This window comes from Deferrisoma sp. (genome assembly GCF_054681715.1).
Window position 1 is genome coordinate 64437 of sequence record NZ_BAAHFQ010000001.1, and the last position, 25918, is coordinate 90354.

Annotated in this window: 19 protein-coding genes; 15 read left to right on the plus strand and 4 right to left on the minus strand. The window is 72.0% G+C overall.

Going from position 1 to position 25918, the window contains the following annotated elements:
* Window positions 1-26: 26 nt before the first annotated feature.
* The 11 genes from ACY0I8_RS00305 to ACY0I8_RS00355 all read left to right on the plus strand — a co-directional run bounded on the left by ACY0I8_RS00305 (window position 27) and on the right by ACY0I8_RS00355 (window position 13100).
* Window positions 27-1505: a flagellar hook protein FlgE gene (locus ACY0I8_RS00305; RefSeq protein ID WP_461393115.1), complete on the plus strand. Its 1479-nt coding sequence runs from the start codon at window positions 27-29 to the stop codon at window positions 1503-1505.
* A 103-nt stretch (window positions 1506-1608) separates the two neighbouring features.
* Complete coding sequence (locus tag ACY0I8_RS00310) at window positions 1609-2064, plus strand: flagellar basal body-associated FliL family protein (RefSeq protein ID WP_461393116.1); 456 nt, start codon at window positions 1609-1611, stop codon at window positions 2062-2064.
* 7 nt (window positions 2065-2071) lie between these two features.
* Entirely contained in the window at window positions 2072-2359 is a 288-nt protein-coding gene (locus tag ACY0I8_RS00315; RefSeq protein WP_459940804.1) for a FliM/FliN family flagellar motor switch protein, read from the plus strand.
* The gene (locus ACY0I8_RS00320) at window positions 2356-3261 is read left to right on the plus strand and encodes a flagellar biosynthetic protein FliO (RefSeq protein ID WP_461393117.1); all 906 of its coding nucleotides are present in this window, start codon (window positions 2356-2358) and stop codon (window positions 3259-3261) included. The genes ACY0I8_RS00315 and ACY0I8_RS00320 overlap by 4 nt, the downstream gene beginning before the upstream one ends.
* Window positions 3258-4001 (plus strand): flagellar type III secretion system pore protein FliP, encoded by a 744-nt coding sequence (fliP, locus tag ACY0I8_RS00325; RefSeq protein WP_461393118.1) that lies wholly within the window; start codon window positions 3258-3260, stop codon window positions 3999-4001. Before ACY0I8_RS00320 ends, fliP begins: the two co-directional genes overlap by 4 nt.
* On the plus strand, window positions 3998-4267 hold the full coding sequence (fliQ, locus tag ACY0I8_RS00330) for a flagellar biosynthesis protein FliQ (RefSeq protein WP_461393119.1): 270 nt from the start codon (window positions 3998-4000) through the stop codon (window positions 4265-4267). The genes fliP and fliQ overlap by 4 nt, the downstream gene beginning before the upstream one ends.
* A 350-nt stretch (window positions 4268-4617) precedes the next feature.
* Window positions 4618-5391, plus strand: coding sequence for a flagellar biosynthetic protein FliR (gene fliR / locus ACY0I8_RS00335; RefSeq protein ID WP_461393120.1), 774 nt, complete (start codon window positions 4618-4620; stop codon window positions 5389-5391).
* Window positions 5392-5394: 3 nt separating this feature from the next.
* Window positions 5395-6486, plus strand: a complete 1092-nt coding sequence (gene flhB, locus ACY0I8_RS00340; RefSeq protein WP_461393121.1) for a flagellar biosynthesis protein FlhB — start codon at window positions 5395-5397, stop codon at window positions 6484-6486.
* A 370-nt stretch (window positions 6487-6856) separates the two neighbouring features.
* Complete coding sequence (locus ACY0I8_RS00345; RefSeq protein WP_461393122.1) at window positions 6857-7807, plus strand: sugar phosphate isomerase/epimerase family protein; 951 nt, start codon at window positions 6857-6859, stop codon at window positions 7805-7807.
* A 329-nt stretch (window positions 7808-8136) separates the two neighbouring features.
* On the plus strand, window positions 8137-9366 hold the full coding sequence (locus ACY0I8_RS00350) for an exonuclease SbcCD subunit D C-terminal domain-containing protein (RefSeq protein WP_461393156.1): 1230 nt from the start codon (window positions 8137-8139) through the stop codon (window positions 9364-9366).
* Entirely contained in the window at window positions 9363-13100 is a 3738-nt protein-coding gene (locus tag ACY0I8_RS00355) for an AAA family ATPase (protein ID WP_461393123.1), read from the plus strand. Before ACY0I8_RS00350 ends, ACY0I8_RS00355 begins: the two co-directional genes overlap by 4 nt.
* A gap of 182 nt (window positions 13101-13282) precedes the next feature.
* Here ACY0I8_RS00355 and ACY0I8_RS00360 read toward each other — a convergent pair whose 3' ends face one another.
* Window positions 13283-13714, minus strand: a complete 432-nt coding sequence (locus ACY0I8_RS00360) for a thioredoxin family protein (protein ID WP_461393124.1) — start codon at window positions 13712-13714, stop codon at window positions 13283-13285.
* Window positions 13715-14082: 368 nt separating this feature from the next.
* Here ACY0I8_RS00360 and ACY0I8_RS00365 point away from each other — a divergent pair, with 368 nt between their 5' ends.
* From ACY0I8_RS00365 to ACY0I8_RS00380, 4 genes are read left to right on the plus strand one after another with little or no spacing between them, the layout of a single operon-like run.
* Entirely contained in the window at window positions 14083-14721 is a 639-nt protein-coding gene (locus tag ACY0I8_RS00365; protein WP_461393125.1) for a TetR/AcrR family transcriptional regulator, read from the plus strand.
* On the plus strand, window positions 14718-16175 hold the full coding sequence (locus ACY0I8_RS00370) for an efflux transporter outer membrane subunit (RefSeq protein ID WP_461393126.1): 1458 nt from the start codon (window positions 14718-14720) through the stop codon (window positions 16173-16175). The genes ACY0I8_RS00365 and ACY0I8_RS00370 overlap by 4 nt, the downstream gene beginning before the upstream one ends.
* A complete protein-coding gene (locus ACY0I8_RS00375) occupies window positions 16172-17350 on the plus strand; it encodes an efflux RND transporter periplasmic adaptor subunit (protein WP_461393127.1) in 1179 nt (392 codons plus the stop codon). The genes ACY0I8_RS00370 and ACY0I8_RS00375 overlap by 4 nt, the downstream gene beginning before the upstream one ends.
* Window positions 17347-20562 (plus strand): efflux RND transporter permease subunit, encoded by a 3216-nt coding sequence (locus ACY0I8_RS00380; protein WP_461393128.1) that lies wholly within the window; start codon window positions 17347-17349, stop codon window positions 20560-20562. Before ACY0I8_RS00375 ends, ACY0I8_RS00380 begins: the two co-directional genes overlap by 4 nt.
* 96 nt (window positions 20563-20658) lie before the next feature.
* Here the strand turns inward: ACY0I8_RS00380 and ACY0I8_RS00385 are convergent, their stop codons facing one another.
* From ACY0I8_RS00385 to ACY0I8_RS00395, 3 genes are all read right to left on the minus strand, one after another.
* Window positions 20659-21951 (minus strand): OmpP1/FadL family transporter, encoded by a 1293-nt coding sequence (locus tag ACY0I8_RS00385; protein ID WP_459942124.1) that lies wholly within the window; start codon window positions 21949-21951, stop codon window positions 20659-20661.
* 44 nt (window positions 21952-21995) lie between these two features.
* The gene (locus tag ACY0I8_RS00390) at window positions 21996-24008 is read right to left on the minus strand and encodes a hypothetical protein (protein ID WP_459942125.1); all 2013 of its coding nucleotides are present in this window, start codon (window positions 24006-24008) and stop codon (window positions 21996-21998) included.
* A 130-nt stretch (window positions 24009-24138) separates the two neighbouring features.
* Window positions 24139-25911: an acyl-CoA dehydrogenase family protein gene (locus ACY0I8_RS00395; protein WP_459942126.1), complete on the minus strand. Its 1773-nt coding sequence runs from the start codon at window positions 25909-25911 to the stop codon at window positions 24139-24141.
* Between the last annotated feature and the right edge of the window lie 7 nt (window positions 25912-25918).

Consider the following 25918-nt stretch of genomic DNA (forward strand, 5'->3'; position numbering starts at 1 on the left):
ATCCCCCATCCACAGGAGGTGGACCCATGCTCCGATCGTTCTACTCCGGCATCGCAGGCCTTCGGAACCACCAGCAGGCGATGGACGTCATCGGCAACAACATCGCCAATGTGAACACCCCCGGGTTCAAGGGGAGCCGCACGACCTTCATGGATACCCTGAACCAGACCCTCCAGGGCGCCCGGGAGGCCTCGACTGCCCTGGGCGGCCGGAACCCGATCCAGATCGGGCTCGGCATGACCGTGGCTGCCGTGGACAAGAACATGACCCAGGGGGCGCTGCAGTCCACGGGCAACAACCTCGATCTGGCCATCGAGGGCCAGGGGTTCTTCATCGTGGGCCAGGAGGACAACTACTTCTACACCCGGGCCGGGGCGTTCCAGGTGGACGACGAGTTCAACCTGGTCACCAACACCGGTGACCGGGTGTTCGGCTGGATCGACAGCGACCAGAACGGCGTCGTGGATCCGGACCGGGACGTCCTGGGGTTCATCAACCTGGACCGCCGGGGCGACGGCCAGATCACCAACGTGCTCGCGAGCGCCACCCCGGCCGTAAACGGCCCCAACCTGGGCGATGCCTCCATCGGCCCGGTGACCACGTTCCCCACCACGGTGACCGACGAGTGGCGGATCGAGTGCACCGACGCCACAACCGGGGAGTTCACCGTAACCGGCGCCCGCAGCGGGGTGCAAGGGACCGTGCGGGTGGGCGAGACCTTCACCGACCCCGACCTCGGCACTTTCGTGGTGAACGGTGGCACCCCGGCCCAGGCGGCCCTCACCCTCGACACCAACGGCGACGGCGACGCGATCGTGCTCACGGCCGTGGACTACGGCGCCGGGGGCAACGACATCCACGTGGAACTCGTGAACGAGGGGGCGAACCGGAGCCTCGGGGTGAGCGTGAGCGGAACCAAGATCACCGTGAGCCTAGGCACCGACAACCTGGGCCGGGTCACGAGCACCGAGGCCGATGTGGCCGCCGCGATCGCGGCCCACCCCCAGGCCTCGGCCCTGGTCACGGCCACGGTGTCGGGCACGGGGGCGGGCGTGGCCGAGTCCACCCTCGACCGGTTCCTCCAGGGCGGGAGCGGCCCGAACCAGGGGGACTACTTCACCCTGACCACCACGGCTCCGGGCGGGGCGGCCCTCGAGAACCTCACCGTGAGCCGCGACGGCGCCATCATTGGCATCTTCGAAAACGGCACCACCGAGGAGATCGCCCGTGTGGCCCTGGGGCTCGTGCCGAACCCCCAGGGGCTCCTGGCCATGGGCGGGGGGCTCTTCGCCGAGTCGCCCACCTCGGGGTCCGGGTTCCCCCCGGTAGTACCCGGCCTCGATGGCGCCGGCACCGTGGCCTCGGGGTTCCTCGAAATGTCCAACGTGGACCTCACCCGGGAGTTCACCGACATGATCGTGACCCAGCGGGGCTTCCAGGCCAACTCCCGCATCATCACCACGAGCGACGAGATGCTCCAGGATCTTTTGGCCCTCAAGCGGTAAAGATTTTTCGAACTCGGGGCGATGAGGAGAGGGGGCGGGCCCGGGCGGGCTCGCCCCCTCTCGCCTTGTCTGGATTTGTGCGGCCGTGGTAAAGGAAGGCGCCATGAACAAGAAAAAGCTCATCCTGATCGTGGGCGGCGTGGTGCTCCTCCTGGTTCTCGCGGGAGGGGGGTTTTTCGCGTACAAGATGTTTTTTGCGGCGCCTCCCCCGGAGGAGGCCGAACAGGCTCCGCCGCCCCCCCAGCCCAAGGTCACCCTGGGCCCGATCTATCCCCTGGATCCGTTCCTCGTGAACCTGGCGGACCCGGGCCGGCCCCGGTTCCTCAAGGTGGTCATGCAGCTCGAGCTCGACGGCGACGCCGTGAGCGCCGAGCTCGACACCCTGCGGCCCAAGGTGCGCGACGCCCTCCTGACCCTGCTTGCGAGCAAAACCTCGGCCGAGCTCGTGACCGTGGCCGACAAGGAAAAGCTCCGCAACGAGATCCTCCACCGGCTGAACTCCTTCCTCGGCACCGGCAGGGTGGTGGAGGTGTATTTCACCGAGTTCGTGGTGCAGTAGGGAGCCCATGGCCCAACCGGACGAAAACCGGCCCCCCGAACCGTCCCCGGTCCAGCGAGACTGGGGCATCCTCAAGGACGTGCCCCTCCGGCTCAACGTCGAGGTGGGCCGGGCGCGGATGCGCCTGCGGGACCTCCTGGGGCTCGAGGTGGGGAGCCTCGTGGTGACCCAGAAGCTCTCGGGGGAACCCATGGACCTGAGCCTCGACGGCGAGATCTTCGCCCGGGCCGAGGTGATCATCATCAAGGACCGGCTCTGGGCCCGGCTGACCAAGGTGGTGGGGGGGGAACCGTGAGGCGGCTCGCGCTGGTGGTCCTGGCCCTCCTCGCGGCCCTGCCCGCCTGGGCCGGCCAGGCCGTGGTGGACTGGGAGTACGGGTACGTGAACGTCCGGTCGGCCCCCCAGGGCCGCAAGGTGGCCCGGCTGGACAAGGGCGCCCGGGTCGAGACCCTGGACGAGCGGGGGGGCTGGACCCGGATCCGGTTCGACGGCCGCACCGGGTGGGTCGTGACCCAGAGCCTCAGACCCGTGCCCGCCGCCGCCCCGGAGCCCCAGGAGGCCCCGGCGGCCGAGCGGGCCCCGACCCCGGAGGCGCCGGCGGTGCCGGCGACGGAACCCGTGGCCCCGGCACCGCCGGCCGTGCGGGAGGAGCCGGCGGCGCCCCCGACCGAGGCGGAGCCCGAGGCCCCGCGGCAGGCCGGCCGGTACCTCGCCGAGTACCTGGACCGGCCCGAGGAGGCGCCCCCGGCGGCAGGGGGGGCGTGGCTTCGGATCCTCTCGGGGTTCTTCCTGGTGCTCGCCCTCATCGGCGGCGGGGTCTGGGTGGCCCGGATGGTCCTGGGCCGCCGGTCCGGCCTGGGGCGGGGCACCGGCCCCATCCGGATCCTGGCCACCCGGCCCCTGGGCCCCCGGCAGGGGCTCCTCCTGGTGGAAACCGGGGGGCTCGTGTGGCTCCTGGCCCAGGGGCCCGAGGGCATCCGGCCCATCGCCGAGATCCGGGACCCCGACGCCATAAAGCGCCTCAACGAACGCTACGGGTTTCTGGAGAGCCCCTTCGAGGCCGAGCTCCGCCGCCGGGTGGACCTGGAGTCCGGGGAGCCCGAGCCCGGGCCGGCCGATGAGCCCGCCCCCGAGCCCTCGCCCGAGGAGCGGCTCGCGGCGCTGCGGCGCCGGCCCCGACCGGGGGAGCCCACGTGAGAGGCGCGGCCGCGGCCCTGCTGGCGCTCGTGTGGGCCGGCGCGGCCCAGGCCCAGGAGTTCGCCCTGCCGGCCCTCCGGTTCGGGCTCGACCGGGCCGCCGGCCCCCAGGACGTGAGCCTCACCCTCCAGATCGTCTTTCTGCTGACGGTGCTGACCCTGGCACCGGCCATCCTGATCCTGCTCACCTCGTTCACCCGCATCATCGTGGTGCTCTCGTTCCTCCGGAACGCCCTGGGCACCCAGGCCATGCCCCCGAACCAGGTGCTCGTGGGGCTTGCGCTGTTTCTCACCTTCTTCGTCATGGCGCCCACCTGGAACCAGGTGTACGACGGGGCGCTCGCCCCCTACCTGGACGGCCGGATCACCCAAGCCGAGGCCCTGGAGCGGGCCCGGCCGCCGGTGCAGCGGTTCCTCCTGGACCACACCCGGGAAAAGGACATCGCGCTCTTCGTGCGGCTCGGCGGGGGCCCCCGGCCCCAGAGCCCCGAGGAGGTGTCCTTCGCGGCCCTGGTGCCCGCCTTCGTGATCAGCGAGCTGCGCACCGCGTTCACGATCGGGTTTCTCCTGTACATCCCGTTCGTGGTGATCGACCTCGTGGTGGCGAGCGTGCTCATGAGCATGGGCATGTTCATGCTGCCGCCCATGATGGTGAGCCTCCCGTTCAAGATCATCTTCTTCGTGCTCGTGGACGGCTGGAACCTGGTGGTGGGGAGCCTGGCGAGGAGCATTCTCGGATGACCCCGGACGACGTGTTGGCCCTGGCCCGGCGGGCGGTGGAGTTGACCCTGATACTCTCAGCCCCGCTCCTCGTGACCTCGCTGGTGGTGGGGGTGGTGATCAGCCTCCTGCAGGCCGTGACCCAGATCCAGGAGCAGACCCTGACCTTCGTGCCCAAGTTCGTGGCCATCGTGGTGGTGTTCCTGCTCATGCTCCCCTGGGCCATGAACCTGATGCTGGGCTACGCCACCGAGCTCTTCCTGAGCTTCCACCGGTTCGCACCGTGACGGGGGGCAGAGGACAGAGGACAGAAGTCAGAAGACAGGGCTCTTCCTGACATCTGTCCTCCGAATTCTGGCCCCCGACAACGGGCGCGCCTTCCAAGGCCCGCCCCTAGCACCCTCTCCCCTCAGGGGGGAGAGGGCTGAGGGGACGGGGGAACCGCTTCGCGCCGGCAGGAAGCCCGCGCCGTCCGTCTCCCTCTCCCCCTGGGGGGGAGAGGGCCGGGGTGAGGGGGGGAACCCCGAGGACAGGCCCCGGGAACCAGTGGACAGAAGACAGGTGTCGGAATCGAGATGACCCGAAGCCTTCCGGCCTCCCCGCCCGCCCGGCCGCCTGGCCGCCCAGCCGCGCAGCCATGTTCGGCCTGACCGACGCCCGTTTCTTCGCGTTTCTTCTGGTGCTCCTTCGCACCGCCTCGCTCTTTTCCTTCGCGCCGGTGTTCTCGAGCCCGTTTGTGCCGGTGCAGGTCAAGGCCGCCGCGGCCCTGGGCCTGAGCGTCGGGCTCACCGGGCTCGGGCTCGCCCCGGCTGTCGAGGTGCCGGCCACGACGCTCGGCATCGCGGCGCTCGCCGGGCGCGAGGTGGTGGTGGGGATCCTGGCCGGGTTCGTGGCCCGGCTCGTGTTCGCGGCCGTCCAGTTCGGGGGCCAGCTCGTGGGGTTTCAGATGGGGCTCGGGATCGTGAGCGTCATGGACCCCCAGTTCGAGACCCAGATCTCGGTGGTGAGCCAGCTCGAGTTCATCCTGGCGCTGCTGCTCTTCCTCTCGGTGGGGGGCGACGGCATGCTCATCGAGGCCTTCGCCGCGAACCTCCGGGCCGTGCCGCCGGGCGACTGGTGGACCTCGGCGGCCGTGGTCCAGGCCCTCGTGACCCTCACCGGCGAGGTGTTCCGGCTGGGGCTCGCGCTCGCGGCGCCCGTGGTGGCGGCGATCTTCGCCTCCCACGTGATCCTGGGGGTGTTCGCCCGGGCCGTGCCCCAGATGAACATGCTGATCCTGGGGTTCCCGCTCCAGATCCTCGTGGGGTTCACGGTGCTGGGGCTCTCGCTGGGGCCCTGGGGCCGGGCGTTCCTCCGGGCGCTCCAGGACGCGTTCCGGGCCCTCGAGGCCCTGGGCCGGGTGTGGGGGTAAGCCGTGGCGGCCGACGATCAGGAACGAACCGAAGCCGCAACCCCGAAACGCCGGCGGGAGGCCCGGGAGGAGGGGCAGGTCGCCCGCAGCCCCGAGGTGCTCACGGCCTTCGTGCTGGGGGCCGGGGTGCTCGGGGTGTGGGTGGGGGCGGGGCACCTCTACCGGGAGATGGCCGGGCTCACGGCCGACGTGATCCGGCTTGGGGCCGGGCTCGAGCTTACCCGGGACACCGCCGTCACTCTGGCCCTGCGGGTGTTCCGGGCCCTCCTGAGCGGCCTTGCCCCGGTGTTCCTCGCGGCCCTGGTGGGGGGCATCGCCGGCAACGTGGCCCAGGTGGGGTTCCTCGTCTCCTTCAAGGCCATTACCCCCAACCCCGACCGCCTGAACCCCTTCACCGGGTTCAAGAACCTGTTCCAGTGGTCCAAGGTCGTGGACCTGGGGAAAAACCTCCTCAAGGTGGTGGCCGTGGGGTGGGCCGCCTACCTGGCCCTCAAGGGCCACCTCTGGGAGTTCCTGTCGCTCGCGGGCCTGCCGCCCAACACGCTCCTGGAGTTCCTGCTCCTCCGGGTGGCCTTCCCCATCCTCAAAAACGTGCTCCTCGTGTACGTGGCCATCGCGATCCTGGACTACGCGTTCCAGCGGTGGGAGTTCGAGAAGAAGATCCGGATGACCAAGCAGGAGATCAAGGACGAGTACAAGGAGACCGAGGGCGACCCCCTGATCCGCAGCCGCATCCGGAGCCTCCAGCGCGAGATGGCCCGGCGCCGCATGATGGCCGAGGTGCCCCGGTCCGACGTGGTCATCACGAACCCTACTCACTTCGCCGTGGCCCTGCGGTACGTCCCGGGCGAGATGGACGCACCCGAGGTCACGGCCAAGGGTGCCGACAAGGTGGCCGAGAAGATCCTCGAGGTGGCCCGGGAGCACGGGGTGCCCGTGGTGGAGGACCCGCCCGTCGCCCGGGCCCTCTACCGCCAAACCGAGCCCGGCGATCGGATCCCGGTGGATCTCTTCCAAGCCGTGGCCGAGATCCTGGCCCACGTGTACCGGCTCACCGGAAAACTCCCCGGAGGGGAGGGACGGCCAGGCGGCTAGGCGGCTGGGCGCGCCCGTGTCAGGGATAGGTGAACGGAGGACAGAAGACAGGGCTTTTCCTGTCCTCTGTCCTCCGACTTCTGGCCCCCGACCGTGGGAGCGGCGTCTACGCCGCGACTCGGGCCGAAGGCCCGCCCCTGGCACCCTTTTCCCCTCCCACGAGGGGAGCGGGAACCGCTTCGTGCCGGCAGGATGGCCGTGCCGTCTGTCTCCCTCTCCCCCCAGGGGGAGAGGGCCGGGGTGAGGGGGCCACGGGCCCCAGGCCCGAAACCCGCTCCATTCGGATTCTTTTCACCAGTTACGGTTCCGGCCGGATGGGCCGGCCGCCGAGCCGCCAAACCGCCCAGCCGCCGGCCAACGAGAGGTTCCCATGGTTGCCCTGTCCACCGCGTACTTCACGCTTCGATCGCCCGAGCCCGCGGGCGCCGACATGGCCGACGGCCTCCGGCGCCTGGGGTTTGGGGCCGTGGAGATCGACTACCGGGTCACGGCCGAGCAGATGCGCGCGCTGCGGCCGGTGCTCGCCGCGGCCGGCATCGCGGTGGCCTCCGTCCACGCCCCCTTTCCCCGGGACCCCTGGGCCGACCCCCGCCGGGCCCACCTGGAGGGCCCCAAGCTCACCTCCCCCGACCCCGACGAGCGCCGCGCCGCCGTGCGGCTCGTGGCCGAGAGCCTGGCCTGGGCCGAGGATCTGGGGGCGCCTGTGGTCGTGGTGCACGTGGGCGCGGTGGAGTGGCCGGGCGAGCCCGACCCCCTCGACCTGGAGCGGCGGTTCCGCGAGGCCGGCCGCGACGGCCCCGGCTACGAGGACCTGCGCCGGGCCGTGGCCGAGGCCCGGGAGCGGTGGGCCCCGCGGTTTCGGGACGCGGCCCTTTCGAGCCTCGACCGGCTCGCGGCCGAGGCCCTGCGCCGCGGCGTCGCCCTGGGCCTCGAGAACCGCTACCACCCGGCCGAGATCCCCTCGGCCGACGAACTCGCGCTCTTCTTCCGGGAACTCGACGGCGCCCCCCTGGGCTACTGGCACGACACCGGCCACGCCGCGGCCCAGACCTGCCTCGGGTTCCAGGAGGGCCCCGAGGAACTCCTGGAACGGTTCGCGGACCGGGTGGCCGGTTTCCACCTCCACGACGCCGTGGGCCTCGACGACCACCGGGCCCCGGGGGAGGGCGAACTCGACTTCGCGCCCCTGGCCCCCCACTTTCGCGCCGACCGGCCCCGGGTCCTGGAGATCCACCCCCGCTCCCCCGAGCCCGCGGTCCTCGCCGCCCGGGAGCGGTTCGAGGCCTGCCCGCCCGGGCTCGGCACCACCCCCGCCCCGTAAGGTTTCGCGCCCCCGGGCCGTTAGGGTAAAAAGCACGGGTGCGGTTGTGGCAGTGGCGCCCATGCCAGGGACCAGAGCAAGGTGGACAGTGGACAGGTTTTCCCTGGCATCTGTCGTCTGACGTCTGGCTCCTGACAGTGGGAGCGCCTTCCAAGGCGCGATCCGGGCCGAAGGCCCGCGCCTAGCCCCCTCTCCCCCCCCGGGGGGGAGAGGGCCGGGGTGAGGGGGGCCAGGCCGAGAGCCAACGATGCCCCATTCCCCATTCCCGGACGTCCCGCGTCCGGGCGTCCCAACGTCCCAACGTCAGAACGGAGAGGCACCTACCCATGATCCGCATCCTCCACACCTCCGACTGGCATCTGGGGCACTCGTTCGGCGCGGTGAGCCGGGAGCACGAGCACCGGGTGTTCCTGGACTGGCTCCTCGACGTGCTCGAGGAGCGCCGGGTGGACGCGCTCCTGGTGGCCGGGGACGTGTTCGACACCTCGAACCCCTCGGCCCGGGCCCAGGCCCAGTGGTACGCCTTTGTGGCTGAGGCCCGGCGCCGCCTGCCCCGGCTCCGGGTGGTGGTGATCGCGGGAAACCACGACTCGGCCGGCCGGCTCGAGGCGCCCGGGCCGCTCTTCGACGCCTTCGGGGTGCACGCCGTGGGCACGCTCGGGGGCGACGGCGGGTTCGAACGGGTCGTGGTGCCCCTGGAGAACGCCGAAGGGGAGGTGGAGGCCTGGGCGCTCGCCGTGCCGTTTCTGCGGCCGGCCGATCTTCCGCCGGGCGCGGGGTCGCCCGAGGAGGGGGTGGCCGAGGTGTACCGCCGGGCCGTCGAGGCGGCGGCCGAGCGCCGGGCGCCGGGCCAGGGGTTGGTGGCCCTGGGGCACGCCTACGTGCGGGGCGGAACCGTGAGCGAGTGGAGCGAACACCGCATCCTGGGCGGGAACCAGCACGCCCTTCCGCTCGAGACGTTTCCGGAGGAGATCGCCTACGTGGCCCTGGGACACCTCCACCGGCCCCAGGCCCCGGGCGGTCAGGAGCGGGTGCGCTACAGCGGCGCGCCCCTTCCCCTGGACGTCTCGGAGGCCGGGTACCCGAGCCAGGTGGTGCTGGTGGAACTGGAGGGCGACCGGCTCCTTGGCACGGAGGCCCTGCGGGCGCCCCGGCCGGTGGAGATCCTGCGGGTGCCCGGGGACGGGGCGGGTCCCCTCGACGAGGTCCTCGACCGGCTCCGGGCCCTAGAGCCCCTGGACGGCGACCCGGCCGACCCGCTCCGGCCGTACCTCGAGGTGCGGGTGCGGCTCGACCGGCCCGACCCCGGCCTGCGGGCCCGGGTGGACGAGGCCCTGGAGGGGCGGGCGGCCCGGCTTTTGCGGCTCAGCGTCGAGTACACCGGGACCGGGGAAGCCCTGGCCGAGGCCGCCCCGAGCCGGACGCTGGAGGAGATCACCCCGGAGGACGTGTTCCGGGCGGCCTGGGCCCGGTCGTTCGAGGCCGACCCGCCGCCCGAGATGCTCGCGGCGTTCCATGAACTCGTGGACCGGGTGCGCCACGGGGAGGGGGCGGCATGAGGATCCTGGCGATCCGGGGGGAGAACCTGGCGAGCCTCGAGGGCCGGTTCGGGCTCGAGTTCGAGGAGGCCCCCCTTTCGAGGGCGGGGCTCTTCGCGATCACGGGCCCCACGGGCGCGGGGAAAAGCACGATCCTCGACGCCCTGTGCCTCGCGCTCTTCGACGCGGTGCCCCGGCTCGTGGGGGCCGGCGGCGAGCGGATCGGCACGGGCGCCGAGGACGAGGCCCTGCGCCTCGGGGCGGGCGACGTGCGGCACGTGCTCCGGCGGGGGGCCGGGGAGGGCTGGGCCGAGGTGGACTTCGTCGGCGCCGACGGCCGGCGCTACCGGGCCCGGTGGGCCGTGCGCCGGGCCCGGGGCCGGCCCGACGGCCGGTTCCAGCCCCAGGAGATGAGCCTCGAGGACCTGGAAACCGGCCAGCGGCTCGGGGGGACCCGCACGGAGACCAAGGCCGCCATCGAGGAGAAGGTGGGGCTCACCTTCGACCAGTTCCGCCGCTCGGTCCTCCTGGCCCAGGGGGACTTCGCCGCGTTCCTGCGGGCCAAGCCCGACGAGCGGGCGGCGCTCCTGGAGCGGGTCACGGGCACGGAACTCTACGGCCTCGTGTCCCAGGCGGCCCACGAGCGGGCCAGGGAGGAACGGGCCCGGCTCGAGACGCTCCGGGCCCGGCTGGGGGAGATCCGGGTGCTGGCGGACGACGAGCGGGCGGCCCGGGAGGAGGCCCGCGCCGAGGCGGAACGCCGGGTCGCGGCGGCCCGGGTCGCGGTGGAGGAGGCCCGGAGGGCCGTGGAGTGGCACGGCGCGCGGGCGCGCCTGGCCGCGGCCGTGGCCGAGGCGCAAGAGGAGTTGGCCCGGGCCGAGGTCGCCCGGGCCAAGGCCGAGCCCCTGCGCCGGGAACTCGCGGAAGCCGAGGAGGCCTGGACCCTCGCCCCCCTGGTGGCCGAGCGGGACCGGAGCGCCGCCGAGGAACGGGAGGCGGCGGAGGCGGTGAAGGCGGAGGAGGAGCGCCGGGCCGAACTCGAGGCCCGGGCGGCGGGGGCCGCGGCCGCCGACGAGGCGGCGGCCCGGACCCTGGCCGACGCCGAGGCCGAGGAGGAGCGGCTTCGGCCGGAGATCGACCGGGCCGTGGAACTCGACACCCGGCTCGGCGCGGCCCGGGAGCGGCTGGCCGGGGCCCGGGCGGCGGCCGAGCGGGCCGAGGCCCGGCACGCGGCCGCGGCCGAGGACCGGGCCCGCCTCGAAGAGGAGAAGAAGCGCACGGCGGAGGCCCTCGGGGCGGTGGACGCTTGGCGGGAGGAGCACGCCTGGGTCGGGCCGGTGGCCCAGGGGTGGGCCCGGTGGGAGCGGGACCTCGGCCGGTACGCCGAACTCGCGGGCCGCGCGGGGGAGCTGGCGGACGCGGTGCGCCGGGCCGAGGCGGCGGCCGAGACGGCCCGGGCGGACGAGGCGGCCCGGCGCTCGGCGTGGGAGGCCGCCCGGGAGGCCCAGGCCCGTGCAGAGGAGCGGCTCGGGGCGGCCGGGGCCGCGGCCGAGGGGCTCGACCCGGAGGCGGTGGGCGGGGAGATCGAGGCCCTGGGGGAGCGGCTCGGGGCGCTCGAGCGGCTCGCCGGGCTCGCCGAGCGGGCGGCCCGGGAGGCGGCCGACGAGGCCGCGGCCGTGGAAGCCCAGGCCCGGGCCGACCGGGAGGTCAAGGCCCGCGACGAGGCCCTGTCGGCACTCGACGCGGAACTCACCCGAAGCCGCGCGGCCCTCGAGGAGGCCGAGCGGGCGCTCGAGGGCCTCCGGGCGGCCCTGGGCCTCGAGGAGCACCGGGCCCGGCTCCGGCCCGGGGAGCCTTGCCCCCTGTGCGGGGCCACGGAGCACCCCTGGGCCGAGGGCGGGGCCCCGGCGACCGGGGCCCTGGAGGCGCAGGCCGAGCGCGTGGGGGAACTCCGGGCGGCCCAGGAGGACCTGGTGTCCCGCCGGAGCCAGGCCGCGGCCGAGCGGGAGGCGTGGGCCCGCAAAGGGGCCGAGGCCGCGGAGGCGGCGGCCCGGCACCGGGCGGCCCTGGAGGCCCTTCGCGCCCCCTGGGCGGAAGGGCGGGCCCGGGCCGGGGATCCCCGGGTGCCCGAGGCGCCCGAGGTCCCCGGGGCGGCGGAGGCGGTGGGCCGGATCGCCGACGAGGTGAGGGGTCGCCTCACGGCGCTGCGGGCCGAGGCCAGGAGGATCCAGGGGCTTCTAGCGGAGCGGGAGGCCGCCCGGAAGGCCTGGGACGGGGCCCGGTCCGCGGCCGAGGCGGCGAAAGCGGCGTGGGAGGCGGCCCGGGGGCGGGCGGAGGAGGCCGTTCGGGAGTTCGAGGCCCTGCGGGCCGAGGGGGAGCGGGTGGCCCGGGAGGCCGAGGAACTCCTGGCGGGCATGGAGGCAGCGTTCGCCCGCTGGCCCGGCTGGCCCGAGGACCTCCGGGACGATCCGGAGGGCTTCGGCCGCGATGCCCGGGGCCAGGTGGAGGCCTGGCGGGGGAAGGAGGCCGAGCGGGCCCGCCTGGCGGAAGCCCTCGCCGCCGCAGGCCCCCGGATCGAGGCGGCAGAGGGGCTCCTGGCGGCCCGGGCCGAGGAACTCGCCCGCGCCCGGGACGAGGAGGCCCAGGCCCGGGCCGAGGTGGAGCGGCTCGAGGGGGAACGGGCCGGGGTGCTCGGCGGGCGGCCGGTGGACGAGGTGCGGCGGGAACTCCAGGCGCGCCTCGCCCGGGCCCGCAAGGCCCGGGAGGCCGCCGCGGCCGATCGGGAGCGGGCGGTCCGCGAGCTGGCCCAGGCCGGGGAGCGGGTGAACGGGGCCCGGGAGCGGCTCGGGGGGGCCCGGGCCGCCCGGGAGCGGGCCGAGAAGGCCCTGGCCGACGCGCTCGCGGCCCGCGGGGTTCCGGAGGAACGGGTGCGGGAACTCCTGGCCCGGGGGGAGGCGTGGGTCCGGCAGACCCGCCAGGCGCTCCAGGACCTCGACACCGCCCTCGCCCGGGCCCGGAGCGTGGTGGAGGACCGGAAGAAGGCGCTCCAGAACCACGAGGCCGCGGGGGCCCCGGCCCTCGGCCCCGACGAGGCCGCGGCCGCCCTCGAGGGGGCCGAGGCCGAGCGCCGCGCGCTCGAGGAGGAGCGGGGCCGGATCCTGGCCGAACTCCGCGCCGACGACGAGGCCCGGGCGCGCCGGGCGGAACTCGGGCCCGAGATCGCGGCCCAGGAGGACCGGGTTCGGGTGTGGGGCGGGCTCGCGGAGGTGATCGGCTCCCACGACGGCAAGAAGTTCCGGTCCTTCGCCCAGAGCCTCACCCTGGAGGTGCTCCTCGGCCACGCGAACCACCACCTGCGGGATCTGGCGCCCCGGTACCGGCTCGGCCGGGTGCCGGGCCAGGACCTGGCCCTCCAGGTGGTGGACCGGCACCTGGGAGACGAGGTGCGTTCGGTCCAGAGCCTTTCCGGGGGCGAGAGCTTCCTCGTGTCGCTCGCGCTGGCCCTGGGGCTCTCGTCGCTGGCCTCGCGGCAGGTGCAGGTGGAGAGCCTGTTCGTGGACGAGGGGTTCGGGAGCCTCGACCCCCACACGCTGGACACGGTGCTCGAGGTGCTCGAGGCCCTCCAGGCCTCGGGCCGGCGGATCGGGGTGATCTCCCACGTGCCGGGCATGGCCGAGCGGATCGGAACCCGGGTCGAGGTGCTCCCCGACGGCACGGGCCGAAGCCGGGTGCGGGTGGTGGGGGCCGGGGGGTAGCCCGACCGACCGGAACCCCACACCGCGCGAACGGAACGTCCGGGCCGAAGGCCCGAAAGGCTATTGTCGCGGCTTGGAAGCCGCTCCCACAGGTTGGGACAGCCGTTGACGCTGGGATCCAAAAGGATTTTCGCGTCCTAGCATCCCAGCCTCCCAGCGTCCCAGCGGAAGTTGCCCCCCTCTCACACCCCCAACGCCTCACGCAGGCCCCGTTCGCCCCGGGGGCCGGGGAGCTTGGCGAGGAGTTCGCCGTCTCGGAACAGGAGCACGGTGGGCACCCCCTCCACGCCGTACCGGGCGGCCACCTCGGGGTGGGCCTCGATGTCGAGGCGCAGCACCCGGGCCACGCCGTAGAGGTTCACGGCCATGTCGAACACGCTCACCTCGTACTCGGCGCACACCGGGCAGGCCTCGCCCCACACCACCACGATCACGGGGGCCGTCGAGCCCAGGACCTCCCGGTCCCAGTCCTCGGCCCCCACGTCGGTGGGCAGACAGTTTCCGGGGATGAGCCACGCCCCGCACCGGCACCGCCGGCGTTCGTGGGTCTGGCCGTGGGGTACGTGGTTCTCCGCACCGCAGGTCGCGCACTGAAGCAGGTATCCGCTGTCCATGGGCAAGTCCTTCTTGGCTGGGCGGCCAGGCCGCGAGGCGGCAGGGCGGCCCAATCTTCCCCTCCCTGTGACGCGGGCGCAAGTCTGGCCCCCGAGGGCTTGACGGCGTCAAACAAATGATTGAAGCTCCCGTTTCATCGACAGGACCTGGTGTCCGCTCACCAGGAGCGGTGGCCAGAAGGCGGGGGTCGCATATGAACCCGGCGTCCATGAAGGCGCGTGTGGGCGCCCGGGCGTCCCGCCGTCCCAACGTCCCAGCGTCCTAACGTCCTAACGTCCTAACGTCCCAGCCGTCTTTACCCATCTTTACGGGCCCCGGGGGCGCCCGTTTGGTAGGATCGGGCCACCCGGCGATGCGGAGGTGAATGGTGACCCAGCGGGCGGAACCGGGCACCCGGGCGCGGCTCCTCGAGGCGGCCGAGCGGGTGTTCGCGGAAAAAGGGTACCGGGGAGCCACGGTGCGGGAGATCACCCGGGCCGCCGGGGCCAACGTGGCCGCGGTGCATTACCACTTCGGGGGCAAGAAACCCCTGTATCTGGAACTGTTCCGGGAGCGGATCGAGCGGCTCGCCCGGGTCCGCGAGGCCGCACTGGCCCAGGCCCGGGGCCGGGACCCGGTGGAGGACCTTCGGACCGTGGTGGGCCACTTCGTTCGGGCCTGGATCGAGCGGATCCTGGACGAGGAGCGCCGAGACCGGGGCCGGTTCCCGCTCCTGGTGATGCGGGAGGTGGGGGACCCCGGGCCGGCCTACCCGTTGCTCCTGGAGCGGATCCTCCGGCCCAACCACGAGGCGTTCCGGGACCTGATTCTGCGGGCCCGGCCCGAGCTGGGGGAGGAGGGGGCCCTCCTGGCCGCGGCGAGCCTGATGGGCCAGGTGATCCACTTCCTGCGGGGCCGGCGGGTTCTGGAGGACCTGCTGGGCCGAGCCTACGACGGAGAAACCGTGGACCGGATCTGCGATCACGTGACCCGTTTCACCCTTCGGGGCCTGGGGGTTGAACCGTGAGCCCCCGGGCGGTGTGGGGCGGGCTGCTGGTGGCCGCGACGCTCGCGGGCTGCGCCGGCCCGGCGGAACTCACCCGGCCCGAACCGCCGGTGCCCCTGGAGGCGCGCACGTTCTCCCGGGTGCGGGCCGAGGCCGCCGGGCGGGTGCTGGCCCACCGATGGTGGCGGACCTTCGGCGATCCGGCCCTGGACGGGTTCGTGGAGCGGGTGGTTGAGGGGAACCTGGATCTCCGGAGGGCGGCGGCGCGGGTGCGGGAGGCCCGGGCCGCTGCGGCGCGGGCCGGCGCGGCACGGTTGCCCACGGTCACCGGATCGCTCGGGGCCCAGCGGACCCGCACGCCCGGAGAGGTGCGGGTGGGCGACCGGGTCAACGACAGCTACGACCTCACCGTCTCCCTCTCCTGGGAAGCCGACCTGTGGGGCCGCGTGGCGAACCTGGAGCAGGCCGCTCGCCTCGACCTGGAGGCGGCCCGGGACGACGCCGAGCGGGCGTACCACCTCGTGGTGGCCGAGGCGGTGCGGGCCTGGCTCGATCTCGCCGCGGCGCGGGAGAAGACCGCGGTGGTGGAGCGCATGCTGGAGGCCGACCGCCAGCGCCTCGCCGTGGTGGAGTCCCGGTACCGGAGGGGCCTCGTGCCGGCGGCCGACGTGCACCAGGGGCGCCAGCTCGTGGAGGACGACCGGGCCCGCCTGGCCTTGCTCCGCCAGGAACGCGAGGTCGCAGCGCACCGTCTCATGGTGTTGATGGGCGCACAATCTGCAGAATATGAAGACTCGGCCCCAACCCTTCCCCCGCCCCCGCCCCCCGTGCCGGCCGGCCTTCCGTCGGACCTCCTGTGGCGTCGGCCCGATCTGCGGGCTGCCGAACGCCGCGCGCTGGCCGGACAGGCCCGGGCGGCCGCAGCGGACGCCGACCGCTACCCGCGGTTCGCCCTGACGGCCTCGGGGGGGCGGTCGAGCGACGTGCTTCGGGATCTCTCCCTGGGGACGAACACCTTCTGGACCCTGATCGCCAACCTGGCCCAGCCGCTTTTCGACGCGGGGAGTCGGAAGGCGGCTCTGGCCGAGGCCGAGGCCCGGGCCGAGCAGGCCCGGCTCGCGTGGGGTCAGGCCGTGCTCGCGGCGCTCCAGGAGGTGGAGGACGCCCTGTCCGTCGAGGCGGCGCAACGGGAGCGCCTGGCGGCCCTCGAGGAATCCCGGCGCCACGCCGAGCGGGCCGTGGAGACCGCGACCCTCCGGTACCGGAGGGGATTGGAAGATCTGACGCGCACGTTGGTTGCTAGAAGAACGCTTTTGGCTGCGGAACTAGAGAAAGTGGAGACGCGGCACCAGCTTTGTTCCGCCCGCGTGTCCCTCCTGCTCAGCCTGGGGGGTGCGTGGGGGGACGAGGACCGGGTGGCCGGCGAGCCTGCGGCGAACCCGATCGAGGCCTCGACGCAGAGAGGGGATCCATGAACGAGACGTCCCGGGGCCGGAAGGTTTTCCGGCTCGTCCTGATGACCGTGCTGCCCCTGGTCGTGCTGGCCGGCGGGCTCCTGGGGTTCAAGGCCCTGGTGGAGAGCCGAAAGGCCCCGCCCCGGCGCGAGCGGCCCCATCTCGGACCCCTGGTGCGGGTGTCGGCCGTGCAACCGGTGGACGTGCGGGTCGAGGTGGAGGCCCACGGCACGGTGCGGCCGGCGGCCGAGATCGACGTGGTGCCCCAGGTGGGGGGCGAGGTGGTGGAGGTGTCGCCGAACCTCGTCACGGGCGGGTTCGTGGCCGAGGGGGAGGTGCTCCTGCGGATCGACCCCCGGGACTACGAACTCCAGCTCCGAACGGCCGAGGCCGGGGTGGAGCAGGCCAAGGTGCAGCTCGAGCGGACCGAGGCCGAGGCGGCCGCGGCCCGGGAGGAGTGGCAAGAACTCTACGGCGACCGGCCCCCGCCCGAGGATGGGGGGCTCCTGTTCCGCGAACCCCAGCTCCGCCAGGCCCGGGCCGACCTGGAGGCGGCCCGGGCCCGGGTGGAGGCGGCCCGGCTCGCCTTGGAACGCACCGTGATCCGGGCCCCGTTCGCGGCCCGGGTGCGCTCGGAGAGCGTGGATCCGGGGCAGTACGTGACGGCCGGCCGGGCCGTGGCCCGGCTCTACGCCACCGACGCCGTGGAGGTGGTGCTCCCCGTGGCCACCGAGGAGCTGGGCTGGCTCGCCCGGCCCGACCCCCAGAACGGGCCCCGGGTGGTGCTGGAGGGGACCTACGGCGCCGGGCGCGGCCGGTGGGAGGGCCGCATCGTGCGCACCGAGGCCGAGGTGGACGCGGCATCGCGTACCGTGGGGCTGGTGGCCCGGGTGGCCGACCCCTTCCGGCCCGGCCGGACCCCGCTTCCGGTGGGGCTCTTCGTGACCGCCCGGATCGAGGGGAAGCCCCTGCGGGGCGTGGTGCCCCTGCCCCGGGAGGCCCTGCGGGAGGGCGGGGTGGTGTGGGTCGTGGACGGGGACGGGCGGTTGCGGTTCCGGCCGGTGGAGGTGGCCCGGGTCGAGGCCGACCGGGTGCTCGTGACGAAGGGCCTCGAGGCCGGGGACCGGGTGGTGGTGAGCCGGGTCGATGCCGCGGCCGACGGCATGGCCGTGCGGGTGGCGGAGGCGGCGCCGTGATCCCGGGCGTCAAGCGAGGCCCCATCGCCTGGTTCGTGGAGAACCACGTCGCCGCGAACCTGCTCATGATCTTCGTACTCGCGGCCGGGGCCCTCACCCTGGGCACCATCCGGCAGGAGGTGTTCCCCGACATCGAACTCGACGCCATCTCGATCACGGTGGCCTACCCGGGGGCGAGCCCCGAGGAGGTGGAGGAGGCCATCTGCACCCGGATCGAGGAGCGGGTGGCCTCGGTGGAGGGGGTGAAGAGCATCACCTCCCGGGCCGCCGAGGGCGTGGGCACGGTGACCCTGGAACTCGAGCGGGGGGCCGACAGCTTCCGGGTGCTCCGGGACGTGGAAAGCGAGGTGGACCGGATCACCACCTTCCCCGAAGACGCCGAGGAGCCCGTGGTGACCGAGGTCACCCGGCGGCGCCAGGTGGTGGATCTCGTGATCTACGGCGAGGTGCCCGAGCGCACCCTGAAGGTCCTGGCCGAGCGGGTGCGCGACGATCTCACGGCCCTGCCGAACATCTCCCAGGTGGAGGTGCTCGGCACCCGGGACTACGAGATCTCCGTCGAGGTGCCCGAGGCCACCCTGCGCCGCTACGGCATCACGCTCTCCCAGGTGGCCGACGCCGTGCGGCGCTCGAGCCTGGATCTCCCCGCCGGGACGCTCCGGACCCGGGGAGGCGAGATCCTGGTCCGCACCAAGGGCCAGCGCTACACGGGCCGGGAGTTCGAGGACGTGATGGTCGTCGCCCGGCCCGACGGCACCCGGGTGACCCTGGGGGAGATCGCCCGGATCCGCGACGGGTTCGACGAGGACGCCGAGCGGATCACCCGGTTCGACGGAAAGCCCGCGGCCCTCCTCGAGATCTACCGCACCGGCGAGCAGGACGCCATCGACGTGGCCGAGACCGTGAAGCGCTACGTGGCCGAGCACGCGGCCGATCTGCCGGCCGGGGTGAGCCTGGCCGTGTGGCGCGACCGCACCGACATCCTGAAGGCCCGGCGGGACCTGCTCCTTCGAAACGCCCGGCTCGGGCTCCTTCTCGTGTTCGGCAGCCTCCTTCTCTTCCTCGCCCCCCGGCTCGCCTTCTGGGTCACCATGGGGATCCCGGTCGCGTTTCTGGGCGCCCTGGCGCTCCTGCCCCACCTGGACGTCACCATCAACATGATCTCGCTCTTTGCGTTCATCCTGGCGCTCGGGATCGTGGTGGACGACGCCATCGTGGTGGGGGAGGGGGTGTACCACCACCTGGAGGAGGGGAAGACCGGCCCCGAGGCGGCCGTGCGGGGCGCCCGGGAGATGGCCGTGCCCGTGACCTTCTCGGTGCTCACGACGATCGCCGCCTTCGTGCCCCTTCTTTTCGTCGAGGGCACCATGGGGAAGTTCATGCGGGTCATTCCCATCGTGGTGATCGCGGCGTTTGCGATCTCGCTCCTGGAGGCCCTCTTCATCCTGCCGGCGCACCTCTCCTCGGTGCCGCCCCCGCGGGCGAAGGCCGGGCCCCTGGAGCGGTTCCGGCGGCTCTTCGGCCGGGGGCTTTCCGCCTTCGTGAACGGCCCCTACGCCTGGGTGCTCCGGCGGGCCTTGGCGTGGCGGTACCTCACCGTGGCCCTGTTCGCCGCCGTGTTCCTCGTGACCCTGGGGTGGATCGCGGGCGGCCGGATCAAGTTCGTGTTCTTCCCCAAGGTGGAGTCCGACCGGGTCACCGCCAGCCTCGTCATGCCCCAGGGCACCTCGCTTGCCGAGACCGCGGCCGCCGTGGCCCGGATCGAGGAAGCGGCCCGGCGGCTCCGGGACGAGATGACCGAGGGGGGCCGGCCCCTCGTGACCCACGTCTACACCCTGGTGGGCCAGAGCGCGGGCGGGGCGGGGCCCCAGGGCGGGGGGGCGAGCGGTTCCCACCTCGCCACGGTGCGGCTCCAGCTCCTGCCCTCAGAGGAGCGCGACACCCCCTCGGCCAAGGTGGCGGCCCGGTGGCGGGAACTCACCGGCTCGATTCCGGGCGCCGAATCCCTCACCTTCGCCTCGAGCCTCTTCTCCTCGGGCGAGCCCATCGTGGTGCGCCTTTCGGCCGACCGGTTCGACACCCTGGAGGCCGCGGCCGCCCGGGTCAAAGACGCCCTTTCCGCCTACCCGGGGGTTACCGACATCCGCGACTCGTTCCAGGAGGGGAAGCTCGAGATGCGGCTTCGCTTGAAGCCCGAGGCCCGGCTCCTGGGGCTCACCCTGAACGACCTCGCCCGGCAGGTGCGGGCGGCCCTCAGGGGCGAGGAGGCCCTCCGGGTCCAGCGGGGCCGGGACGAGGTCAAGGTCATGGTGCGCTACCCCGAGGCCGAGCGCCGGAGCCTGGGGAACATCGAGTCCATGTGGGTGCGGGCCCCCGGCGGGGCGGCCGTGCCGTTCTCCGAGGTGGCCGAGGTGGTGCTGACCCGGGGCTACGCCACCATCGGCCGCGAGGAGCGAAAGCGGGTCATCAACGTGCTGGCCGACGTGGACGAGGACGTGACGAACGCCCAGGAGGTGCTCTCGGATCTCGCCGCCCGGCACCTTCCGGGCATCCTCTCGGACTACCCGGGGCTCGCCTACAGCTTCGAGGGCCAGGAGAAGGACCGGCGGGAATCCCTGGGGAGCCTGTGGAAGGGGTTCGCCGTGGCGCTCCTGGCCATCTACACCCTGCTCGCCATCCCGTTCCGGTCCTACGTCCAGCCCCTGATCGTCATGACCGCGATCCCCTTCGGCATCGTGGGCGCGGTGTGGGGCCACGTGCTCCTGGGGATGCCGCTCACGCTCCTGTCGATGTTCGGGATCGTGGCCGCGGCCGGCGTGGTGGTGAACGACGCCCTGGTGCTCATCGACTACACGAACCGGGCCCGGGCCGCGGGAACCCCGCCCGCGCGGGCCGCCGTGGAGGCCGGGGTGCGGCGGTTCCGGCCGGTGCTCCTGACCACCCTCACCACCTTTTTCGGCCTGGTGCCCATGATCGCCGAGCGAAGCGTCCAGGCCCAGTTCCTCATTCCCATGGCCGTGAGCCTCGCCTTCGGCGTGGCCGTGTCCACCACGGTGACCCTGTTCCTCGTGCCCGCCCTGTACCTGGTGGTGGACGACGCGGCCCGGGTGGCCCGCTTCCTTCTCGGCCGTCCGGCCCGCGGGCACCGAGGGGGAGCGGGGGAACCGGTCGGGCCGCCGCCCCTGGACAAGGCCCTGGCATCGGGGGAGTGAGGGCCGGCCGGACGACGGTACGGCCGCCCGCCAAACGAAACCGCCCGCCCCGGCGCGTCCGGGGCGGGCGGTTTCGTTTGTGGTTTAGGGGCTTCCTCAGAACCAGAAGCTCACGTTGGCGGCGAAGAGATGGGCCTCGCTTTTGTATTCGCCGTCCTGGATGTGGTTGGAGACGCTCCGGTCCTTGAACAGCACGGCCATGTAGGCGAGGTCGAGCGCCCCGTGTTCGTTGTGCCACCCAAGCCCCAAGGTCACGTTGTGCCGGTCGGAGTCGGGAAGATCGGGGCCCAGGGTGTCATCGGGTACCGGGGTGTTGTCGTAGGCGTACCCCGCCCGCACGTCCAGGTTCGCCGTCACGGCGTACTGGGCCCCGAACCGGAAGGTCCAGGTGTTCTCCCAGTCCTTGGGCAGGGTCTCGTCGTGGAGCACGGCCTCGTCTTCGAAGTCGAGGGTGAGTTCGTCGTAAGAGCTCCACCCGAACCGGTCCACGTCGAATTCGAGCGTGAGCCGCTTGGTGGGACGCCACGCCACGGCGAAGCTCCAGGCGTCGGGCAGCGTAAGGTCGGTGCTTCCGTCGGTGTTCACGTGGCTGGGAAGGCCCAGAACCTCCTGGGCCTTTTGACTCACCATGAGGTCGGCGTCGCCGTCGTCCACCTCGAGCTTGATCCGGCTACGATAGGAAATCCCGAACGACCACTGTTCCACCGGCTTCCAAAGGAGCCCGAAGTTGAACCCCCACCCGTCCCCCATGCCCTCGACCTCTAGGTCGCCGACATTGAGGTTCACCGGGTTTCCGGCCCCGTCGTACACCGTCGTGTAGGGGCTGTTTTCGAGCCACAGGCTGCCGTAGGTGTAGTCCACTCCGAAGGCGAGGCCTAGGTTCTTCCACCGGAACGCCACGGTGGGGTTGATGTTGATCGGTTTGATTGCCACCTCCTTCACATCGTCTCGGAACGGGCTCGTGGTATCCCAGCGTTTCGCGAGCGGGAACAGCGAGTTGACGGCGATACCGAAGGCCACCGGGGACGACTTGAGGGAGTGGGTCAGGTAGAGGTTTGGGGGGAAGAAGATGTCGGGCCGTGCGCTCTGTTTGCCCGAAAACTCGGAACTCGCCACGTTGGGGTCGCCGAGCCAGGTTTTCCCCTCGAACTCGGTCTCCGGGACCTGAATGATCGTAACGCCAAGACTCGCCTGACTTCCGTTCTGGAACGCAAGACCCGCCGGGTTGAAGAAGAGGGCGGAAGCGTCGTCGGCCTGGGCCACGAAGGCGTTGGCCATGCCCATGGCCTTGGCCCCTTGCTCCCGGATGTGGAACCCGGCCGGGAAGGCGGGGGCCGAGAGTCCCACGATCGCCAGCCCGGCAATCCAGCACGTCCAACTGCGTCTCATCGCTCAACCTCCTGGAAAAAGGGAAGATCACTCGTTCTAGGTTCTTAGTCGCCGGCTGACGGGGCCAGGAACAACGCGGTCTGGGCTTGGGCCCCCGCGGTCGCGGCCGCCTGGAGGGCATCGTCGTACACGCCCTCGGGGTAGTATGGAATCCGTTCGCCGGTTTCGGAGTCGATGGTAGCCGGGCTCAGGAGGAAGCTGTGCACGACCGGCTTTCCGGGCAGTCCGTACTGGAAGGCGCCGGCTACGGGCGTGGGAACCGTGGTGAAGTCGCCCCCCATGATTGCCACGGGATCGATCGCGTCAGGGTCAACCTCGAAAACGTCTCCCTCGTTGATCCCGATCTCGCTCAGGAACACCTTGCTCGCCACGTACGTGACAACCGGGTCCCCGTAAGCGAACAGGGCCAGGAGTTTGTCGGTGCCGTTCTCGCCGATCCCCATGTAGGCGCCGTCCACAGGGTCCATGAGCCATTGGACGATGTTCAGGAACACGTAGTACTCCGTGGTGCCCTTGGTGAACCCGAGGCTTCCCACGAGGTCCTGAAGCTGGGGCAGGGCCGAATCGTCGAGGACGTTGGCCAGGACGGCCGACGGGCTCGAAAGAACGATCTTCTCCGGGCGGGTGTCGGCGTTCAGAAACACCGAACCGATGATGGAGCCAAGGGAGTGGGCCACGAACCGGGGGTTCGTGAGGTCGGGCGCCTCGTCGCCGTCGAGATCGACCGTGCCGACCACGTCCATTGCCTCCCAGAGGTCGATGGCGGCCTGGTACACGTTGGCCCGGTCGGCGAGCAGGTTGGCGGTGAAGAACTCCTGCCCCTCGACGGCGCGGTCACCGTGGAACGGCGCGTCGATGGCCAGGGTGGCGAGGCAGGCGCCGGCGAGCGAGTTGGCCAGGGCGAACGCGTCTTCCTTGGTGCGGCCGAGCCCGTGCTGGAAGAGCACAGCGGTGTACGGGCCGGTCCCGCAGGCGTCAGGATCCGGGGTGAGAAGGACGAAGGTCACGTCCGTGCCCGTGGGGCCTCCCTCGGTCTGGAGTGTGTTCAGGAGGGGGGATGAGAATTTACCGAAGTACACCGATTCGAGGGCGTCGTTCGGGACGACGCCGGTGAGACCCGCCCCATCCCACACGGTGGCGACGGGCAGCGGGATCGGGATGGCTCCGTAGCTTCCGTCCGCCGGGTTCTGCCACGCCACGGCGTTCGCCGGGGCAGGCCATTGGGCCGAGGCACCCCTAAACAAGGCCACGGTGTCCTCGAACTCGTCGTAGGGGAGTTTCAGCGCGTCGGGGTTTCCCGCACCCAACGCCGCCATGATCGAGTCTTCATCCGCCAGGGTCAGGGTGGCGTCCGCCGTGTGGAAGGTCCACAGGAGCAAGACGTCGGAGCGGTCCCACCCGAAGTTCGCCTGGAGGGCCGGAAAGAGCTGGGCGTCGAACGCGGCCCGCAGGTCCTCCAGGGCCGCGAAGGCGGTGCCCTCCAGGGAGGTCTTGCTCTTGAGGGCGTTCATCACCGGACTGGGCTCCACGGGAAAGCCGTTTTCGTCCAGGAGTCCCATCTTGACCGCCACGGCGTAGGACCCGCCGGCCGCGAACGGGTTCTTGGGAATCAACTTGAGCACACCGTTCGCCTCTTCCACGGTGAAGGCCGCCGTAGTGCGGGGCAGTTCCTGGGCGTCGAGCCGGAACACGAGGACCTCGAGGGTGGACTCGTCCACGGCCCCGGACACCGGGATCGTCAGGAACATGTTAGGGGAAAGCCCTTTGAGCCCCATGGCCTCGATCACCTGGGCGAGTTGCACGAGCTCGGGAGCTGCGTCGGCGCCCAGGGCCAACTCCACCTCCTCGTCCCCGTCGGCGAGCCACACGAGGTCGTTGGGGAGCGGCATGATCTCGCGGGTGGGGTCGTAGACCGCCGTGACCTTGGCCGTGCCGGCCGGGGTGGTCGGCGTGGGCGCGGGTTTCGCCGCCACGTTGTCGTCGGGGGGGGAGCCGCAGGCCGCGAGCACGAGAGCCGCGGCCAAGGGCAGAGTGAGGAACCGGACCGTTCGTCTCATGGGACCCTCCTTTGTGTAAGAGTGGTGAACGGGCCTTCGTGCCTTGTAAACGATGTTTGAGGGCAAAATCCAGCGAAAAAGGGGGAGGGGCCGGGGTCGGTGCCGGCCCCTCCCAGGGAGAGAAACCCGTTTACCAGACCACCCGCTCCATCTCCACCAGCTTCGCGGCGATGGTCTCCCGGGCGGCCACCGTGTTGGCCGGGGTGCGCCGCACGAGGCGCCGCAGGGCGGCCAGCATGGTCATGAGGGTGTCGCCCTCCTCCATGGCGGCCAGGGCCTCGCGGGCCGTGGCCTCGGCGATGCTCGCGGCCTCCTCGGTCACGATCTTGGCCGCGGCGATCGGCAGGGCCGCCTTCTCCTCGCCCCGCCTGGCGGCGTCCTTGAGGGCCCGGAGCACGGTGGACTCGGCCGCGTAGGCCTGGATGGCGAGGTCGGCGAGCCGCAGGAGCACGTTTTGCTGCTCGGCCAGGGCTTTCCCGTATTTCTGGGCCGCCACCCCAGCCACGAAGAGGCAGATCTTCTTGAGATTGGCGGCGATCTTCCTCTCCGCGGCCAGGAGCTCGAGGTCGGCCTCGATGTCGAGGCTCGGGATGCCCATGAGCTCCTCCTGCAGGGCCTTGGCCGCCTGGAAGAGCGGCACCTCGCCCTTCATGGCCTTGCGTAGCAGCATGCCGGGCACCAGGAGCCGGTTGATCTCGTTGGTGCCCTCGAAGATCCGGTTGATCCGGCTGTCTCGGTAAAACCGCTCGGCCGGGTACTCGGCGCAGTAGCCGTACCCGCCGTACACCTGAACCGTCTCGTCCACCACGTAGTCCAGCACCTCGGAGCCGAACACCTTCACCATGGCGCACTCGACGCTGTATTCCTCGATGGCCTGGAGCGCGGTCTCACCGTGGCCGCCTCCGCTCTGGGCCAGGAGTTGGTCGATCAGGCCCACGGTGCGGTACACGACCGACTCGGCCGCGTAGGTGCGGGCGTACATCTCGGCGAGCTTCTCCCGGATCGCCCCAAAGTCGGCGAGTCGCCGGCCGAACTGCTTGCGCTCGAGGGCGTAGGCCAGGGCGTGGTCCAGGGCGCGCTTCGAGCTTCCCACCGCGCCGGCCCCGAGTTTGAACCGGCCGATGTTCAGAATGTTGAAGGCGATCTTGTGGCCCTTGCCGACCTCGCCGAGCACGTTTTCCACGGGCACCTTGGCGTCTTCGAGGATCACCGTGGTGGTGGAGGACCCGTGGATGCCCATTTTATGCTCTTCGGGGCCGATCTTGAGCCCTGGGGTGTCCTTGTCCAGGACGAACCCGGTGAAGTGCTCGCCGTCCACTTTGGCGAACACGGTGAACACCTGCGCGAATCCGCCGTTGGTGATGAACTGCTTGGTGCCGTTGAGGATGTAGTGCTTGCCGTCCTCGCTCAACACGGCCTTGGCGCGGATCGACAGGGCGTCGGAACCGGCCGTGGGCTCGGTGAGGCAGTAGCAGCCGATCGTCGTCCCGTCGGCCAGGCCCGGAAGGTACTTTTTCTTTTGCTCCTCGGTGCCGTAGTACACGATGGGCAGAGTGCCGATGCCCACGTGGGCCCCGTAGGCCACGGAGAACGAGCCCTGTCCCGACATGTTCTCGGTGATGAGCGCGCTCGAGGCCTTGTCGAGCCCGAGCCCGCCGTACTCCTCGGGCACGTCGGCCATGAGGAGTCCCAGCTCCCCGGCCTTGCGCATGAGTTCAGGCACGACGCCGGGCTTTTTCTCCTCGATCTCGTCGTTGCGGGGGATGACCTCGTTCTCGATGAAGTCCCGGGCCGTCTTGGCGAACTGGAGCTGCTCCGAGGTGAAATCCTCGGGGGTGAACACCTCGTCGGGGGTGGTCTCCCGGACGAGGAAGCTGCCGCCCTTCACATAGGTCTCGCTCATGGTGGGT

Bases quoted from the DNA above. Each gene is read 5' to 3' on its own strand.
- ACY0I8_RS00390 (WP_459942125.1), bottom strand. From the start codon at position 24,008: ATGAGACGAACGGTCCGGTTCCTCACTCTGCCCTTGGCCGCGGCTCTC.
- fliR (WP_461393120.1), top strand. From the start codon at position 4,618: ATGTTCGGCCTGACCGACGCCCGTTTCTTCGCGTTTCTTCTGGTGCTC.
- ACY0I8_RS00360 (WP_461393124.1), bottom strand. From the start codon at position 13,714: ATGGACAGCGGATACCTGCTTCAGTGCGCGACCTGCGGTGCGGAGAAC.
- ACY0I8_RS00395 (WP_459942126.1), bottom strand. From the start codon at position 25,911: ATGAGCGAGACCTATGTGAAGGGCGGCAGCTTCCTCGTCCGGGAGACC.
- ACY0I8_RS00385 (WP_459942124.1), bottom strand. From the start codon at position 21,951: ATGAGACGCAGTTGGACGTGCTGGATTGCCGGGCTGGCGATCGTGGGA.
- ACY0I8_RS00315 (WP_459940804.1), top strand. From the start codon at position 2,072: ATGGCCCAACCGGACGAAAACCGGCCCCCCGAACCGTCCCCGGTCCAG.
- ACY0I8_RS00355 (WP_461393123.1), top strand. From the start codon at position 9,363: ATGAGGATCCTGGCGATCCGGGGGGAGAACCTGGCGAGCCTCGAGGGC.
- ACY0I8_RS00310 (WP_461393116.1), top strand. From the start codon at position 1,609: ATGAACAAGAAAAAGCTCATCCTGATCGTGGGCGGCGTGGTGCTCCTC.
- ACY0I8_RS00345 (WP_461393122.1), top strand. From the start codon at position 6,857: ATGGTTGCCCTGTCCACCGCGTACTTCACGCTTCGATCGCCCGAGCCC.
- ACY0I8_RS00375 (WP_461393127.1), top strand. From the start codon at position 16,172: ATGAACGAGACGTCCCGGGGCCGGAAGGTTTTCCGGCTCGTCCTGATG.
- ACY0I8_RS00305 (WP_461393115.1), top strand. From the start codon at position 27: ATGCTCCGATCGTTCTACTCCGGCATCGCAGGCCTTCGGAACCACCAG.
- fliQ (WP_461393119.1), top strand. From the start codon at position 3,998: ATGACCCCGGACGACGTGTTGGCCCTGGCCCGGCGGGCGGTGGAGTTG.